At 58.7% G+C, this 16,921-nt stretch carries 18 protein-coding genes; 15 read left to right on the top strand and 3 right to left on the bottom strand.

The features are described from left to right. The 12 genes from BSU04_RS06515 to BSU04_RS06460 all read left to right on the top strand — a co-directional run bounded on the left by BSU04_RS06515 (nucleotide 1) and on the right by BSU04_RS06460 (nucleotide 10,772). Nucleotides 1-861 (top strand): ABC transporter ATP-binding protein, encoded by an 861-nt coding sequence (locus BSU04_RS06515; RefSeq protein WP_089159833.1) that lies wholly within the window; start codon nucleotides 1-3, stop codon nucleotides 859-861. Further along, nucleotides 858-1,622, top strand: a complete 765-nt coding sequence (locus BSU04_RS06510) for an ABC transporter ATP-binding protein (RefSeq protein WP_089159832.1) — start codon at nucleotides 858-860, stop codon at nucleotides 1,620-1,622. The genes BSU04_RS06515 and BSU04_RS06510 overlap by 4 nt, the downstream gene beginning before the upstream one ends. A 271-nt stretch (nucleotides 1,623-1,893) precedes the next feature. After that, nucleotides 1,894-2,304 (top strand): DnaJ family domain-containing protein, encoded by a 411-nt coding sequence (locus BSU04_RS06505; RefSeq protein ID WP_144021142.1) that lies wholly within the window; start codon nucleotides 1,894-1,896, stop codon nucleotides 2,302-2,304. After that, nucleotides 2,301-2,867, top strand: coding sequence for a tRNA adenosine(34) deaminase TadA (gene tadA, locus BSU04_RS06500; protein WP_179258223.1), 567 nt, complete (start codon nucleotides 2,301-2,303; stop codon nucleotides 2,865-2,867). Before BSU04_RS06505 ends, tadA begins: the two co-directional genes overlap by 4 nt. After that, complete coding sequence (gene ldcA, locus BSU04_RS06495; RefSeq protein WP_089159830.1) at nucleotides 2,864-3,790, top strand: muramoyltetrapeptide carboxypeptidase; 927 nt, start codon at nucleotides 2,864-2,866, stop codon at nucleotides 3,788-3,790. The genes tadA and ldcA overlap by 4 nt, the downstream gene beginning before the upstream one ends. Before the next feature lie 278 nt (nucleotides 3,791-4,068). Further along, nucleotides 4,069-4,827 carry a GntR family transcriptional regulator gene (locus BSU04_RS06490; protein WP_089159829.1) on the top strand — a complete coding sequence of 253 codons (759 nt, stop codon included), beginning with the start codon at nucleotides 4,069-4,071 and terminating at the stop codon, nucleotides 4,825-4,827. A 360-nt stretch (nucleotides 4,828-5,187) separates the two neighbouring features. Beyond that, nucleotides 5,188-6,702: an NCS1 family nucleobase:cation symporter-1 gene (locus BSU04_RS06485; protein WP_089159828.1), complete on the top strand. Its 1,515-nt coding sequence runs from the start codon at nucleotides 5,188-5,190 to the stop codon at nucleotides 6,700-6,702. A 138-nt stretch (nucleotides 6,703-6,840) separates the two neighbouring features. Further along, nucleotides 6,841-7,584, top strand: coding sequence for an aspartate/glutamate racemase family protein (locus BSU04_RS06480; protein WP_089159827.1), 744 nt, complete (start codon nucleotides 6,841-6,843; stop codon nucleotides 7,582-7,584). 144 nt (nucleotides 7,585-7,728) lie between these two features. Continuing rightward, nucleotides 7,729-8,679, top strand: coding sequence for an allantoinase PuuE (puuE, locus tag BSU04_RS06475; RefSeq protein WP_089159826.1), 951 nt, complete (start codon nucleotides 7,729-7,731; stop codon nucleotides 8,677-8,679). After that, entirely contained in the window at nucleotides 8,676-9,197 is a 522-nt protein-coding gene (uraD, locus tag BSU04_RS06470) for a 2-oxo-4-hydroxy-4-carboxy-5-ureidoimidazoline decarboxylase (RefSeq protein ID WP_089159825.1), read from the top strand. Before puuE ends, uraD begins: the two co-directional genes overlap by 4 nt. Nucleotides 9,198-9,244: 47 nt before the next feature. Continuing rightward, a complete protein-coding gene (alc, locus tag BSU04_RS06465) occupies nucleotides 9,245-10,255 on the top strand; it encodes an allantoicase (protein ID WP_089159824.1) in 1,011 nt (336 codons plus the stop codon). Between the two features lie 28 nt (nucleotides 10,256-10,283). Then, the gene (locus tag BSU04_RS06460; protein WP_089159823.1) at nucleotides 10,284-10,772 is read left to right on the top strand and encodes an ureidoglycolate lyase; all 489 of its coding nucleotides are present in this window, start codon (nucleotides 10,284-10,286) and stop codon (nucleotides 10,770-10,772) included. A 234-nt stretch (nucleotides 10,773-11,006) separates the two neighbouring features. Here the strand turns inward: BSU04_RS06460 and BSU04_RS06455 are convergent, their stop codons facing one another. Then, nucleotides 11,007-12,257 carry an IS256 family transposase gene (locus BSU04_RS06455; protein ID WP_089159822.1) on the bottom strand — a complete coding sequence of 417 codons (1,251 nt, stop codon included), beginning with the start codon at nucleotides 12,255-12,257 and terminating at the stop codon, nucleotides 11,007-11,009. Between the two features lie 453 nt (nucleotides 12,258-12,710). On the opposite strand from BSU04_RS06455, the gene gcvA reads away from it, so the two are divergent. After that, nucleotides 12,711-13,601 (top strand): transcriptional regulator GcvA, encoded by an 891-nt coding sequence (gene gcvA / locus BSU04_RS06450; RefSeq protein WP_089159821.1) that lies wholly within the window; start codon nucleotides 12,711-12,713, stop codon nucleotides 13,599-13,601. 147 nt (nucleotides 13,602-13,748) lie between these two features. Here gcvA and BSU04_RS06445 read toward each other — a convergent pair whose 3' ends face one another. Beyond that, nucleotides 13,749-14,528, bottom strand: coding sequence for an alpha/beta hydrolase (locus tag BSU04_RS06445; RefSeq protein ID WP_089159820.1), 780 nt, complete (start codon nucleotides 14,526-14,528; stop codon nucleotides 13,749-13,751). A gap of 233 nt (nucleotides 14,529-14,761) precedes the next feature. Between BSU04_RS06445 and BSU04_RS06440 the strand changes: the two genes are divergently transcribed. Beyond that, nucleotides 14,762-15,307 carry a tetratricopeptide repeat protein gene (locus BSU04_RS06440; protein WP_089159819.1) on the top strand — a complete coding sequence of 182 codons (546 nt, stop codon included), beginning with the start codon at nucleotides 14,762-14,764 and terminating at the stop codon, nucleotides 15,305-15,307. Between the two features lie 12 nt (nucleotides 15,308-15,319). Continuing rightward, nucleotides 15,320-16,054, top strand: a complete 735-nt coding sequence (locus BSU04_RS06435) for a hypothetical protein (protein WP_089159818.1) — start codon at nucleotides 15,320-15,322, stop codon at nucleotides 16,052-16,054. A 59-nt stretch (nucleotides 16,055-16,113) separates the two neighbouring features. Here BSU04_RS06435 and BSU04_RS06430 read toward each other — a convergent pair whose 3' ends face one another. Continuing rightward, entirely contained in the window at nucleotides 16,114-16,812 is a 699-nt protein-coding gene (locus BSU04_RS06430; protein ID WP_144021141.1) for a hypothetical protein, read from the bottom strand. Nucleotides 16,813-16,921: the final 109 nt, after the last annotated feature.

Below are 16,921 nucleotides of genomic sequence, written 5' to 3'. Positions count from 1 at the left end.
ATGCAAGCCGATACCCTCTGTGAGATCGATAACCTGCGCATAGCGTTCGAAGGCCACGACGGTACGCTGACCGAAGCGGTGCGCGGCATTTCCCTGACGCTGGCCAGAGGTGAGCGGCTGGGTATAGTCGGCGAGTCGGGGTCGGGGAAATCGCTGACCGGTCGGGCATTGCTCGGGCTACTGCCTGCCTCGGCCCAGTGGTCAGCCGAAACGTTGCGCCTCGATAACCACGACCTGCTCGCCATGCGCCCGAAGGAGCGGCGACGCCTTTGCGGCACGCAGATGAGCATGATCCTGCAGGACCCGAAGTATTCACTCAACCCGGTGATGACCGTTGCGCAACAGATGCGCGAGGCGTTCGGGCGGCAGTCGCCGAAGCTGAATGCGAAAGCCATGCGCGAACGGATCGTCGCCGCGCTGGAAGCCGTGCATATTCGCGATCCGCAACGAGTCGCCGACGCTTATCCGCACGAGTTGTCGGGCGGCATGGGCCAGCGCGTGATGATTGCCATGATGGTGTCGTCGGGCCCCCGGTTGCTGATCGCCGACGAACCGACCAGCGCGCTCGATGTGCTCGTCTCCATGCAGGTGCTGTCGGTGCTCGACGAGATGATCGCGAAGCACAATACCGGGCTGATCTTCATCAGTCACGACCTGCCCCTGGTGATGTCGTTTTGCGACCGTGTGCTCGTGATGGTCGGCGGACGCGTAGTGGAGACGTGCGCGGCGCGCGATCTTGCCCACGCGCAGCATCCGTACACGCGCGGTTTGCTCGCCGCGAGTCCGCCGCTGCGCAATCCACCGGACGAATTGCCGGTGCTGCAACGCGATCCTGCGTGGTTCGCCGAGGTCGCGCCATGATCGAAGCAAACGAGGTACAGGTACGCTTCAAAACGAAAACGGGTTTCGCCGATGCAGTTCGCTCGGCGACGTTCCATGTCGGCGAAGGGGAGGTGTTCGGGCTCGTCGGGGAATCGGGTTCCGGCAAATCGACCGTGCTTCGCGCACTGACCGGGCTCGTGCCCATCTCCAACGGGTCAATGCGGATTGGTCGCCATACGCTTGGCAAACACATCGATCGTGCGTTCAGGCGTGAAGTGCAGATGGTGTTCCAGGACCCATACGGGTCGCTTTATCCACGCTTTACCGTGGATCAGACGCTGCGGGAACCGCTCACCATCAACGGCATGGACCGTCACGATGCCCGCATTCTCGATGCATTGCGGGAAGTCGGTCTTGGCCCTGCGTTCCGGTTCCGGTACGCGCATCAATTATCGGGCGGGCAACGCCAGCGCGTGGCGATTGCCCGGGCGTTGATCGTGGAGCCGCGCGTGTTGCTGCTCGACGAGCCGACTTCTGCGCTCGACGTGTCCGTGCAGGCGGAGATCCTGAACCTGCTGCGGCGATTGCATCGCGAACGCCACCTCACGATGATCCTCGTCAGTCACAACATGGCGGTCGTCGGATTTTTATGCCAGCGGGTCGCGGTGATGCGCGATGGCGAGATTGTGGAGCAGCTTCCCATCGAAGCCGTTCGCGAACAAAACGTGGCGCATGAATACACACGAAGCTTGTTGCTGGCCACAGAAGGCTATCGACGCAAGGCTATCGATCCTGCCTAGCCCTGTGGATTTCCGCCTTGTGGCTTGCTTTGTCCGGCGCGAACCGCCCTGCGCGGGCCGCCTGATAGAATACCAACTTGGTAGTAAGCATCCCCGAAGCGCGTTGCGCCGGGATCGCTCACCCGGCTTCCCACGCAGCCGGCGGCACATTGAGTGCGAATGACGCCGCGAAGCGCAACCCTCAAAACGTGACAGTCCGGTTTGATCCTGCTGCTCGATAACGTTCGTCGTCAAACGTTCGACACGCCGGTCGCCGGCACCTAAAACGCCGATGAAACTGCTAGATGCCCTGGTCGAACAGCGAATTTCGGCCGCCGCCGCGCGCGGCGAGTTCGACAATCTGCCCGGCGCGGGCGAGCCTCTCGAACTCGACGACGACGCCCTGGTCCCCGAAGAAGTCCGCGTTGCCAACCGCATTATGAAAAATGCCGGTTTCGTGCCGCCCGCTGTCGAACATTTGCGCGCGCTTCGCGATTTGCAAAGCGAAAGCAGCAGCAGCGAAGATCCTGCAACCCGCCGCAAGCTGCAAGCGAAGATGCTGGCGCTCGATATGGCGCTGGAATCCTTGCGTGGCAGCAGCACTGTCGTGCCGCTCGAATACCGGCGGCGCATTGTGGAACGTTTGTCCGAGCGTCGGTCGGAGAACGACAGGAACGCACAAGCCGAGGCCACCGAAAAGTGACCCCGACGCCCGAAACCGAGCTCACCTTGGCGGCTGCCGCGGAACGCGACCGCCGTTTCATGGCGCTTGCGCAAGCCGCCGCTGAGCAAGCGCGTGCGTTGGGCGAAGTGCCGGTCGGCGCGGTTCTGGTTCGTGGCGATGAAGTCATTGCGACCGGCTTTAATCATCCGATCGGTGCTCATGATCCGTCGGCGCACGCCGAAATGGCCGCATTGCGTGCGGGGTCGCGGGCGCTCGAGAACTACCGGTTACCGGGCTGCGAACTCTACGTCACGCTCGAACCCTGCATCATGTGTGCGGGCGCGATCATGCACGCAAGGATTGCCCGCGTGGTGTTCGGCGCGCACGATCCGAAAACAGGCGCGTGCGGGAGCGTTGTCGATGCATTCGCCATCGGCAATCTGAACCACCACACGAGCGTGACGGGCGGGGTGCTCGGCGACGAATGCGCCAACGCGCTGCGGAGCTTTTTCGCCGACCGCCGGCGCGCGGTGCGCGAGGCGCGCGATGCCCGCAACGCTGTACTACCCGATTCCATCGATCCACTTTCCGTTCGCTCATGACCTATCCGGCACGCACCATCGACCTTGTCGCACCCTCGGGTTACCCCGACTCTGAAGTGGTTGGGCGGGCGATGGAACGCCTGCGCGCGCAGGGGCATCGGCTGGAAAATGTGTCGGCGGCGCACCGTCGTTATCAACGCTTCGGCGGCACTGACGGCGAACGTGCCGCGGACCTGAACCGGCTTGCGGATTCAACGCGTCCTCTGCCTGACATCGTATTGGCGGTGCGCGGCGGTTATGGCGCTACACGCATTCTTCATGGCCTCGACTACGAGGGCTTGCAGCGCCGCTTGCAAGATCAGCCGGTCGCGATTGTCGGCCATAGCGACTTCACTGCGATCCAGCTGGCGCTGTACGCGCTGGCCGGAGTGAAGAGCTTTGGCGGTCCGATGCTCGCAGCTGATTTTGGCGCGCAAGAGCCGAGCGCGTTCACGATGGAGCATTTCTGGAACGCGATCACGCACCCGTCGTTCAAGGTGACGAGCCACGTACCACAGGCCCATTCCGTCGATGTTACCGGCATGTTGTGGGGTGGCAATCTGGCGATTCTTGCGTCGCTGATCGGCACGCGATACATGCCGCCGGTAGAGGGCGGGATTCTGTTTATCGAAGACGTGAACGAGCATCCTTTCCGCGTCGAACGCATGATTTACCAGCTGCATCAGTCAGGAATTCTCGCGCGGCAGCAGGCATTGGTGCTGGGCGAATTCACGGGCGGGAAGCTGTCGGAGTACGACAACGGCTATACGTTCGAGACGATGCTCGAACAAGTCAGGTCGGTGATCCGGATTCCCGTGGTGACGGGATTGCAATTCGGGCACGTGCCCGAATTGCTGACGTTGCCGTTCGGCGCGACCGCGCATCTGGTGGCGCGCTCGCATGGATTTGAAATGAAGCTTTCTGACTATCCCTACTTGGCGTAGCGGGTTTCACGAAGTTCGAACGAGCGCCCGCAAGGGCGTTTTTTTTATTCAACGCACCTCTTTTGAGCGCGCACGCACGAATAACGTGCATACGATTGTCAACAAAAAGATCTGAAAATTTGGTTTTATTCGCTTAGATAATTCGCCAAAACCCTTTGCAGACGGGAGTTAGATGAATCAATTGAGGAAAATTTCTGTTCACTGAGAAAAAATTTATCTGAAATTGTTGACAGTTTTTATGTCCGCCATAAGATGTACCACATAGAGCGAACACGACCATGCCCGAATCGAAATTGAAAGATTTGTCGAAGGTAAGCGTCATCGGCACTGCGGCTTCGGTCGCCGCCGCGACGGCGGAATCGATTGCCGCGAATATTCGCGACGCCATTCTCGAACACCGTCTCGCTCCAGGCGCGAAGCTGACAGAAGCACAGTTATGCGAAGTATTCGACGTCAAGCGTGGCACTGTGCGCCTGGCGCTGGCGCAACTGGCGAGCGAGCGGCTGGTCGACCTTGAACCTAATCGTGGCGCGTTCGTCGCAAGCCCTTCGGTGCAGGAAGTACACGAAGTGTTCGAGATGCGCCGAATCGTCGAAATGGCGGTCGTTGAGCGGATCTGTACCGGGCATGGCACGCGCCGGCTCAAGTCGATCAGCGCGACGATCGGGCGTGAACGCAAGGCCTATGAGAGCCGCGATTTTTCGTCCTGGATACGGCTGTCCGGCGAGTTCCATAAAGAGCTTGCGCAGCTCACCGGCAATACTGTGTTGTGCGAATGCTTGTCGGGGCTGGTGGCGCGCTCCACGCTGATATCGGCGCTGTATGAGTCGTTGGGCAAGAGCTCGTGCAGCTTTGAAGACCATGAACATATCCTGGCCGCGCTCGATGCTGGCGACGGTCCGAAGGCCGCCGAACTGATGGCGCGCCACCTGCAGGAAGTCGAACTGAAAATGCTGGACCGGCCGGCACGCGGCGCGGTCGATTTGCGTGAAGTCTTTTCGAAGCCGAAGGTAAGTGAGCGCGATAAAAGCGCCTGATTTTCAGCTTGATCGTCAGCCTGACCGGCAGCAACACCGCGCGACCATTCTTCGGGCGCGACGCATTACCAGTAACACCAACACTACCAAGATCTGAAAATCGAACGAATTTAAAAGCCCGCATTCAATGGAATGCTTGGACTTTTACCATGCCTTTTCCGTGGACGCATGCGCGCAATTGCGCGTGCCGAGTGGATGAATTGCGTCTGGTCGCCGGTTCGCCCGCGGCTGCAGGACGGTTAGCCCATACCGACAAGAAAGCGCTGCGCGTTGACCACGCGACGGTGCGTATTGCTATACGAAAGCTATACGAAGTCGACTATTTGCGGCTTGATTGCCGAGCTCATTCAAGGAGAAGTCATGGTTCAGTTAAGTGCGACCCCGGGCAGTGCGGCAATACCTTCCTACGGTGAAGATTCCGGCAGTGATTCAGGTAGGGATCCTGATCATCCAGCGGGATACAGCGACCGGCTCTATAACGACGACCTCGCGCCGCTCAAACATCAGACGTGGAGTGCGTACAACATCTTTGCGTTCTGGATGTCCGACGTGCATAGCGTGGGCGGTTATGTATTCGCTGGGAGCTTGTTTGCGTTGGGGCTGACGAGCTGGCAGGTGCTGGTTTCATTGCTCGTCGGAATCGGCATTGTAAACCTGCTGTGCAACCTTATCGCCAAGCCGAGCCAGCAGGCGGGCGTCCCGTATCCGGTGGCGTGCCGCGTGACCTTTGGCGTGCTGGGGGCGAACCTTCCTGCTGTGATTCGTGGCTTGATTGCAGTGGCATGGTATGGAATCCAGACCTTTTTGGCGTCGAGCGCGCTGGTGATCGTGGTGCTGAAATTCATGCCCCAGTGGATGCCTTATGCCGATGTCCACAAATACGGTTTTGCCGGGTTGTCGGCAGTGGGCTGGGCGGGGTTCATGCTGTTGTGGGTATTGCAGGCCGTGGTGTTCTGGCGCGGGATGGAGATGATCAAGAAGTTCATCGACTTCGCAGGTCCGGCGGTCTACGTGGTGATGTTCATTTTGGCTGGTTACATGGTGTGGCGTGCGGGCTGGCGAAACATTGGCTTGAACCTGGGCGGCGTGAAATACCACGGTCTGGAAGTGGTGCCGGTCATGATCACGGCCATATCGCTGGTGGTCTCGTACTTCTCCGGTCCGATGTTGAATTTCGGCGACTTCTCGCGTTACTGCAAGAGTTTCAAGAGCGTAAAGCGGGGCAACTTTTGGGGCTTGCCGGTCAACTTCCTGGCGTTCTCGCTGGTGACGGTTGTGACGACCGCCGCGACCTTGCCAGTCTTTGGCCAGTTGATCACGGACCCTGTGGAAACGGTGGGACGTATCGATCAACCGACGGCGGTGATCCTGGGCGCGCTGACTTTCACGATAGCAACCATCGGTATCAACATCGTGGCAAATTTCGTGTCGCCGGCTTTCGATTTCTCGAACGTCGCGCCGCGGTTGATCAGTTGGCGGATGGGCGGCATGATGGCTGCAGTGGCATCGATCTTCATCACCCCGTGGAACCTCTTCAACAACCCTGCGGTGATCCACTACACGCTCGATGTGCTCGGCAGTTTCATCGGTCCGTTGTATGGCGTGCTGATCGTCGATTTCTACCTGTTGAAGCGTGGCAAGTTCAAGGTGGAGGAGTTGTACACGACGTCGGCGACGGGGCGTTACTGGTACAGCAACGGCGTGAACTGGCGCGCGGTGGGTGCGTTACTGCCGGCAGCGGTCATCGCGGTGGCTTGCGTAATGATTCCCTCCCTCGAAGGTGCCGCCAACTTTTCGTGGTTCATAGGGGCGGGGTTGGGCGCGCTGTTCTACAGGATCATCGCGGATAAGAACTCGGTGTCTAATTTCGCTTAGGACACGAATGCCGCGAGAGGCAGGCCACGGCATCCAGGGATCCCGTGGCGACTGCGAGGAACAATGCAAGTGATGGTTTATAGGAATACTATGTAATATGCATAAGACCGCACTTGCAGGAACTAAAGGAAGAACCAAATGCGCATCAAGCTGATCAACCCGAACACAACGGAACGCATGACGTTGGCGATGGATCGTTGTGCCCGGGAAGTAGCGTCAACAGGAACGCAGATAATCTCAGTAAGCGCTTCGATGGGACCGCCCTCTATCGAGGGTTACTACGACGAAGCGCTCGCGTCGCTAGCCTTATTGCAGGAGATTGAAAAGGGTGAGAAAGAGGGTATGGACGGGTATGTCATAGCCTGCTTCGGTGACCCCGCGCTATATGCCGCCAGGGAGTTGTCCAGAGGCCCGGTCATTGGCATAGCGGAAGCAGCAATGCATGCAGCAAGCGTTATAGCGCCGAGTTTCAGCGTAGTGACAACCTTGAAGCGCACCTGCACGATGTCGTGGCATCTGGCGGAGCGCTACGGCATGAAGCGTTTCTGCAAGAACGTCCGTGCAACCGACGTAGCGGTGCTGGACCTGGATATCCCCGGGTCCAGGGCGCGCTCGATCATCATCGAAGAGTGTCGGAAGGCCTTGGCGGAAGACGATGCGGAGTCGATCGTCCTCGGCTGCGCGGGCATGGCCGAGTTTTGCCACGAGATTGAAGATGCGATTGGCGCGCCGGTCATTGAGGGCGTGACGACCGCGGTGAAATGGGCGGAAGCGTTGATCGCGCTGAAGTTGCGAACGTCGAAACGCGGCGACTATGCCCGCCCGCTAGCGAAGCAGTATGACGGGGCGTTAGCGCCTTATAGTCCAGGCAAACCCCGATAAAGCGCCTGGACCATACACCCCGCCTGACCTGCAATATCTGCGTATGAATATGGGCGTGACGATGCGTTTTCGCTAAACTGACCCATCGTCGCGCGGGTCTTTCACCGTGTGCGGCTCCATCGACTCCCACGCACTCATCCAGCCATGTCGAATGAATCGAAGTACCCACGCGACCTGATCGGCTACGGCCGGTACCCCGTGCAGCCGAAATGGCCCGGGGACGCACGCATTGCGGTGCAATTCGTGCTGAATTACGAGGAAGGCGGGGAAAATTGCGTACTTCACGGCGACCCGGCATCCGAACAGTTCCTGTCGGAGATCGTGGGCGCGGCGGCATATCCATCTCGTCACATGAGCATGGAGTCCATCTACGAATACGGCTCGCGCGCCGGCGTCTGGCGTATCCTTCGCGAGTTTGAAAAACGGGACCTGCCGCTCACCGTGTTCGGCGTGGGCATGGCGATCGAGCGTCATCCGGATCTCGGTCGCGCGTTCGTCGAATTGGGGCATGAGATCGCGTGTCATGGGTATCGGTGGATCCACTATCAGGACATGTCGCCGGAGAAGGAAGCGGAGCACATGCGGCTCGGCATGGAGGCCGTTGAACGCGTGACGGGCGTGCGTCCGCTCGGCTGGTACACAGGGCGTGACAGTCCGAATACGCACCGGCTGGTCGCGGAGCACGGCGGTTTTCTGTACGACTCGGACTATTACGGCGACGACCTGCCGTTCTGGATGGACGTGGAGGTCAGCGGTGGCGCTAAGGTGGCGCAACTGATCGTGCCTTACACGCTCGACACCAACGACATGCGTTTTGCCACGCCGCAAGGTTTCAACACGGCGGAGCAGTTTTTCACCTACCTGCGCGATGCGTTCGACGTGCTCTACGAAGAAGGCAGCGAAGCGCCGAAAATGTTGTCCATCGGCATGCATTGCCGGTTGCTGGGCCGCCCGGGTCGGTTCCGTGCCCTGCAGCGTTTCCTGGATCACATCGAGCAATATGATCGTGTATGGGTAACGCGGCGGGTCGATATTGCGCGGCATTGGCGCGAGCATCATCCGTATGAAGGCACGGCGGGGGTGAGCAAGCCATGAGTATCGCGCGGATCACTTTGGACCAGCTCAATGCGCTGCCTGCCGGCGCGTTTATCAGCACGCTTTCCGGTGTCTTCGAACATTCTCCCTGGGTGGCGGAAGCGGCGCTTTGGAAGCGGCCGTTCACGAGCATCGACCAGCTTCACGACGTCATGACGACGATCGTCGATCAGGCGGACAACACACGGCAACTCGCTTTGATCAACGCCCACCCGGAGCTTGCGGGCAAGGCTGCGGTGCGGGGCGAACTCACGGACGAATCCACGCGCGAGCAAAGCGGTGCCGGCCTCAATCTGTGCACGCAGGAAGAGTTCGACAGATTGCAGGCGCTTAACGCTGCGTACCGCGAGAAGTTTGGATTTCCCTTTATTTTGGCTGTGCGCGGGTTTGATCGCCACGGCATTATCGCGAACTTCGAGGCGCGCCTGCATCACGGCCGCGACATCGAGTTAAGCGAGAGTCTTCAGCAGATTTACCGGATAGCGCGCTTCAGGCTCGACGATTTGCTTGGGCGTTGAATGCTTGAACGCAGCGCGTCACCTTCAAAACCTTATAAGGAAACATCATGGCCGCTCCCATACTCGATGCCAACGCGCCCGAATTCACTCGCCGTTATGTGAACCTCGCGGACCCGCGGCTTGGCGCGCAAGCGCTTGAAGCCAGCGATGAATTTTTCGCACCGAAAGAGCGGATGCTCAATCCGGAGCCGGCGGTGTTTATCGTGGGTAAATACGACGATAACGGCAAGTGGATGGATGGCTGGGAAACGCGTCGCAAGCGGGTGAGCGGGTTCGACTGGTGCGTGGTGAAGCTGGCGCGTCCAGGGGTGATCAAGGGCATTGATATCGATACGAGCCACTTCACGGGCAACTTTCCACCAGCCGCGTCTATCGAGGGTGCGCATGTGGCTGAAGGCACACCGACGCAGGCGACGCAATGGACGGAAGTCGTGCCGTCCATGACGTTGCAGGGGAACACGCATCATTATGTGGAGATTGGCAGCGAACAGCCATTCACGCATCTGCGCGTGAACATTTACCCGGATGGCGGTATTGCGCGGCTGCGTGTGTATGGACAGCCGCAGCTTGACTGGAGCAGCGCTAGCCGCACCGAGCTATTCGATCTCGCCGCGATGGAAAATGGCGCGTACGTCGTTGGTGCGAACAACCAGCATTTCGGGCCGGCTTCGACCTTGCTGATGCCGGGACGCGGCGCAAATATGGGCGATGGCTGGGAGACGCGTCGTCGACGTGAGCCGGGTAACGACTGGTGCATCGTGGCGCTTGCTCAGCCGGGCGTGATCAAGAAGATCGAAGTGGATACTGCGCATTTCAAGGGTAATTTCCCTGACCGGTGTTCGTTGCAGGCGGCTTATGTGAAGGGTGGGACGGACAGTTCGCTTGTCACGCAGGCGATGTTCTGGCCGGTGTTGCTGGGTGAGCAGAAGTTGCAGATGGACAAGCAGCATGTGTTCGAGTCGGAGTTGGCTGCGCTGGGCCCTGTCACGCACGTGCGGTTCAACATTTATCCGGACGGCGGCGTATCGCGGTTGCGGTTGTTCAGCACGCTTGTTTGATCTACGTAAATGAGAAGCAGGCTCTGCGATGAAAAAGTTGGTGATTGAACCGTTGACCCGGGCGGCGTTTGAGCCGTTCGGCGATGTCATTGAGCTTGACGGTGCGAAGCAGATCCCGATAAATCTCGGGACGACGATTCGTTTCCACGATCTTGCACGGATTGATGTGGAAGATGAGGGCGGGCGGGCGCTTGTGAATCTGTTTCGCGGGCAGCCGCGGGTACTGCCGTTTGAGGTTTCGATGCTCGAGCGGCATCCGTTGGGGAGTCAGGCGTTTTTGCCGCTTAACGATCGGCCGTATCTTGTTGTTGTTGCGCCGGCGGGGGAGCTTGATGAATCTGCTATTCGTGGGTTCGTTACTCGCGGATGGCAAGGGGTGAATTATGCCAAGGGCGTCTGGCATCACCCGTTGATCGCGCTTGGCGAAGTGAGCGACTTTATTGTTGTGGATCGTGGTGGGGAGGGTTGCAACCTCAACGAGGTTCAGCTCGATGAGTCGGTTTGGTTAATGGACTGACATTTCGCTCGCGCTCGGGGGGCGGGGTTGGTGTTGGGTTAGCGGTCGGAGTCAATGCCGGGGTGCTAGGTTCCGGGGTGAGCGGTCGGGGTCAGTGCCGGGGTGCCAGGGTCCTGCGTTAGCGGTCGGAGTTTATGCCGGGTTGCTGCTTTCAGCCTTAGCGGTCTGCCTGAGTTGGCTAATTTCTTTAGCACTATTGGGGGTGTCCCGAATTTTGTGTAAACGGGTTTTCGTTTAACCCGGCGACATCCGGTCTTCGAACTGGATAGCGAAGCGGTTTAGAGCCGCCTTCCAGTCTCTGATTGGCATCGACCATTTCTTGCTGATGTTGTTCAGCGCCAGGTAAAACAGTTTCATTACGGCGTCGTCAGTCGGGAATGAACTGCGCGTTTTGATGACCTTTCGCAGACTCATGTTGATCGACTCGATCGCGTTGGTCGTATAGATCACCTTTCGGATCTCCGGCGGGTAGTCGAAGAACGGTATCACCCGGGCCCAGTTACGACGCCAGCTCTGACCAATCAAGGGGTAGTCCTTGTCCCATTTGGCCTCGAAGGCGCTCAGCATTTGCTCGGCTACCTCGACGGTCAATGAGGTGTAAATGGTCCTCAGATCGGCGGCCACTTCGCGCTGCAGTTTCCAGGATGCGTAGTTTAGGCTGTTGCGCACCATATGCACGATGCACAACTGCACGGCAGCCTTCGGATAGACCGCTTCAATCGCTTCTGGAAAGCCCTTGAGCCCGTCCACACAGGCGATAAAAATGTCTTGCACGCCACGTGTCTTCAGCTCAGTAACCACCTGTAGCCAGAACTTGGCGCCCTCGGTCTGGGCAATCCACAGGCCCAGGACCTCCTTGTGGCCATCCATGTTCACGCCGATCGCCAAGTACACGGCCTTGGTACGCACAGCCCCGCTGTCGCGTACTTTGACGTGAATGCAGTCCAGATAAATGATCGGGTACAGCGCGTCGAGCGGGCGGCCTTGCCAGAGTTTCACCTCCTCGCTTACCGCATCGGTCACAGCCGAGATCAGCGTGGGCGAAACCTCGGTGCCATACATTTCTTCTAGATGGCTCTGGATCTCGCGCACGCTCAAGCCGCGTGCGTACAGCGAGATGATCTTGTCGTCAAAGCCCGTCCAGCGAGTCTGGTGGCGCGCCACCAGCTTCGGCTCGAACCCACCCTGGCGCTCACGCGGGATATCGAGCGGCAATTCGCCAAACTCGCCTTGCAACGTCTTTGCGCTGTGGCCGTTGCGGGTATTGCCCGTGGCATTGGTCACCGCTTCGCTCTTGCCGTGGCCCAAGTGCTCGGACATCTCGGTTTCCAGAGCCCGCTCGACCAACATCTTGGTGAGCTGCTTGAGCAGCCCATTCTCGCCAATCAAATCCTCAGGTTTCTGGTAGTTCGCCAACAGGCTGTCCGCCAATTTGACCAACTCAGGATCGGGCTTTACTCGTTTGTTGCGCTTCACGACGGTCATCGTTGCTCCTAGATACTGGCAGTCTCCTGCCAAATGACCGTTTACACAAAACTAATTACACCCCCGCACTATTAGCCACCGTGCGTGGCGGCACGTCATTTCCTGGTCCTGAGCGACAAAGAAACAAAGCAAAGAAAACGCTTTCAAACCACGCTACCCTAAGTGTCCACAGCGTGCAGTTCCTATTCATGGGTGCCCCAAAAGCACGGTGCTCGCCAGAGCCACGGATGTGTGAACCCCTCCTTCTCCGAACTCGGGTTCTGACGCGCTTCGCCACCAGTGACTGAACCTGCCCAAGGTTCACCCCGCGCTATCCGCGTAAAACCATCCACTAAATATGGCCGCGTCACGAACTTCTTAGACAAAGCGTTTGCGTAAGAAAACTTTTCGGGCGAATATCTCTCTCGCGACATACGAGAAAATCTCGGCTTTGTGTGAGAAAAACTTATCTGAATGCAACATCCCTTACCTCCCCTCAATGCGCTGCGCGCCTTCGAAGCCGCTGCCCGCTCAGGCAGCTTCAAGGCAGCCGCAGCCGAATTACATGTGACTCACGGCGCTGTAAGCCAGCATGTCCGTCTGCTAGAGGAGTGGCTGGGCGCACCTTTGTTCGAGCGGCACAATCGGCGTGTAGTCCTGACGCCAGCCGCCCGCGCATATCTTGCTGAGATCGGGCCCGCGTTCCAACAGGTCGCTTCCGCGACCGCAAGGTATGGCTATGTCGGTGGCGTGTTGCCGCGCGTGCTCCGAGTGAACGGACCCGCCACGTTCGCATTGCGCTGGCTGGTTCCAAGGCTGGCAGGTTTTCAGAAGCAACATCCCGGTGTCGAGGTGAGCCTGGAGACGTCAAATGAGCCCGTAGAAGCCCTGCAAGACACCTACGACATCATCATTCGCGGCGGCCCTGATACGTTCTACGGTTATTCAATGCGCTCCTTCCTGGCGGAGGAACGTCTGCCGGTCTGCAGTCCCGCCTTGCTGGATCATTTGCCGCTTGAAACGCCACGCGACTTGATCCATCACACGCTCCTCCATACATCGAGTCTCCCAAGGTTATGGAGCGACTGGCTCGCCAAAGCGGGCGTTGTCGATCTCAAACCTGCCACGACGCTGACGCTCGATCACTTTTATCTCACGCTTCAAGCGGCACTCGACGGCATAGGCGTGGCGATGGGTCCAACCGCTTTGATAGCGGATGACCTCGCATGCGGCCGCCTGATCGCACCATTCGCCAGTCCCCTTCTTCCCGCCCGCAGTTACTGTACTTATGTGCCAGAGGCTAAGGAAGCGGATGTGCTCGTGGTTGCCTTCTGCTCATGGTTGGAACGAGAAGCGAGTACCTAGGTGGCGCGTGGTGAAAGTATCAAAATCCTGCAGGGACTGGTTCGTGGAGACATACGGGTACCCCATACCATCAGCATTCCTATGTATAGAGAAACGAGTCTTCCCGCGATCCATGCCCTGCACCACCCTTTACTTTAAAGTTGAAACTTAGTCTTGCGCGTGCTCGGCAGCTTGTTCAATCAACGCTGCCACTTCTTTGGGATGCGACTCATAGACCGAGTGACTCGCACCGGCAATCTCGACGGTATGGCTATGGGCACGGGCGGCGTACATCCGTTCCAGGTCCGGATTGATGATCTTGTCCGATTTCGCGACCATGTACCAGCTAGGTTTCACCTTCCACGCCGGATCGGTCATGGCGGTTGAGAAAACCGCGGCCGACGTCGGCATCTGTGCGCGAGCTTCAAACTGAGCTTGCTTCAGCGGCAGGTCAGCGGCGAAATCGCCCGGGTAGTTGGTAGGGTCGAGGAACAGGAAACCGTCCGGCGTTTTCACGAGCGGGTGCGCGGTATTCGAAAACTTCTTGCCGTTGCCAACTTCGGTCTCACCGGTGTCCAGGGCATGAGCCGCAATGTAGACCAAACCCGCTACATGGGGATCGTTTCCAGCCGACGTGATGATCGCGCCGCCGTAGCTATGGCCGACCAAAATGGCCGGGCCGTCCTGACGGTCGAGAATACGTTTCGTGGCGGTCACGTCTTGCGCAAACGACGTCAACGGTTCCTGCACCAGGGTCACGTTATAACCGTCCTTGGTCAGGATATTGTAGACAGGTCTCCAGCCCGAGCCACCAACAAACGCACCGTGGACCAGCACGATGTTCTTGACGGGACCTTTGGCCGGTTGAGTCTCTTGAGCCATGGCGCCCACTGAAATGAACGCACTGGCAATGATCGACAAAAGTAACGTAGCTCGACGGATTTTCATTTTCTAACTCCTGGAAGGTGTGTGGTTTGCAATGGGACGAACACACCTACTCATCCCTCTATTCCCGTGGTGATGAAAATTTTTTTTAGATTCCCCGTCGCACGTAACATGCGCTACGTTTTGTCCGATGTCCTGAGTCGCCCTACGCCCTCGGCGTGGTTAGCGTTTTGTAAGCGGCCCCTGATACAAGAGCGGTAACGCTTACCAACGTCTGCTGCAAACAAGACAGCCCCATGAACCGGAAAACCCTCTCCGACACTGGACACACGGACCATCTGGACCATCAGCTTGTAGAGTCAGCGTGGCAAGCTTGGCAACAGGGTGACCTGACGAAGGCAGAACACGCTTACCGTAGCGTGCTTGAAAGGGATGATCGCAATGGTCTGGCTCACAACAACCTGGCGAATCTCTTGCGGCAATGGGGGCGGTTCAGCGAAGCCGAAGTGCACTATTGCCGCGCGCTCGAGCAGATGCCGAATTCCGCGGAGATCAGGAATAACCGCGCAGGCACGCTCGAACGACTTCATCAGTATGAACAGGCGGAGATCGAATATCGCCGTGCGCTCGAACTGAAGCCGGATTTCGCCGAAGCCCGCTTCAATCTGGGAATGCTTCTTCTGTCCGCCGGACGTTACACGGAAGGCTGGAAATACTACGAAGCGCGATCGAAAGCGTTTGGAGAACACGGGCAGTTGCCCTTCCCTCAATGGAACGGCGAGGACCTGAGCGGGAAGACCCTGTTGCTCTTGCCGGAGCAAGGATACGGCGACACCATATAGTTCGTCCGTTACGTGCCGCTGCTTAAAGCGCGAGGTGCGGCAAAGATATCGGTGATCTGCAAACCGGTACTTGGCGCCCTGCTGCGCACAGTGGAAGGTATCGACGCACTGATAACCGACCCCCAAGCGCTTCACGCTCACGATTACTGGGCTTCGCTGATGAGCCTACCCTTGCACATGGGTACGACAGTCGAGTCGATCCCGTCGCGGATTCCCTATGCCGGTGTATTCACCAACCGCCTGGAGATGTGGCAAGCACGCTTACCCGGCGACGGCTTGCGCGTGGGACTGGTTTGGAAAGGTAACCCCGAGCACGAGAACGATGCGCAACGGTCGTTGAGCCATTTTTCCGATTTGGCGCCACTGTGGTCCGTTAGAGGAATTCGCTTTATCAGCCTGCAAGTGGGCGATGCCGAAACACAGGCCGACGAATGCAAAGTGCTGCAACCCGCTCTTTGCCTGGGACGGGAGATTCGCGATTTCGGCGATGCCGCAGCCATTGTCGCGCAAATCAATCTGGTCATCTGCGTAGATACAGCGATCGCTCACGTGGCCGGTGCATTGGGCGTTGCGTGCTGGTTGATGTTGCCGCAGACAGGAGTCGACTGGCGCTGGCATCGAACGGGAACCGTTTCACCCTGGTACCCCAACGATATGTATCTGTTTCGGCAGCGTCAGGGAGGTTGGCCGGCCTTGATCGACGAGGTGAAAGATGCGCTGGCCGACATCATGCGCGGTACGCGTTAGCCGCGACTTAGCGCGTGGCACTTCGTGCTGGCGCATCCTCGAGCGCTCTCTGCATAGTCCTATTCGTCCTCAGCCTTGCCGACCTTCTTCGCTGCCAAGGCAACAAGATGTTTTGCTTCCCAACTCGATGCATCGATTGCCAACGCCTGGGTTGCATTGTCCGCAACGCACTGCCAGTCTCCGATTGCGTGGCAATGCCACGCGTGGTGCAGCAGAGCGTCACGGGTATGTTCGCGGTTAGCGAGTTCGGTGCGCATCTGTTCCGGTTGGCTGCTATTTTCATCGCTCGCACGCATCCCGGAGAGATGCCGACGGGCCGCCACCAAGTCACCGCCTTGTAGCGCTTGATAAAACGCGCTGACATCGGACTTCGGTGTTGGCGCGGTCGCCACGTTGGCGTTGTGGCGACCATCCGAAAGAGAGGGCTTTGCCGGCGAGACGCCATTGCCGGATGCCGCGACCACCGTTCCGCTTCGGATCGTCGGCCCTGTTTCCGTCACGGGTGTGTCAGCGGTTCGCGAGTGAAAGCCTATGCCCGCAAGATAGGGTTGAGTAAGCGCAAAAATCACCAGCGCACCGGCGCCCATTGCGCACGCAAACGCAATTCGTGCCGCGCGCCGCTTGCTTGCCCGATCGGAAAGATGTGCGGTTTCCGCCAGTCCTGGATACGCGCCCCGCGAACGCGTGCGATGCAATACGCCGCGCGAACGCCCTTTCTCCGCGTTCGACAAGGAAGGAAAATTTGCCAGGCGCTGCATGATGGTCGGCGTTTTGCCGCATCGGCTGCATTGTCGCCCACCATCAGAAGAGGTATTCCCGCATCGTTCGCAGGTGGTCCATGCAATGTGGTCAAGCGGCTCAAGCACG

The organism is Caballeronia sordidicola (assembly GCF_002220365.1).
In the GTDB taxonomy this organism is placed as follows: Bacteria; Pseudomonadota; Gammaproteobacteria; order Burkholderiales; family Burkholderiaceae; genus Caballeronia; species Caballeronia sordidicola_C.
The sequence above is the reverse complement of the archived record's forward strand: the minus strand, read 5'-3'. Positions and strand labels throughout refer to the sequence as shown.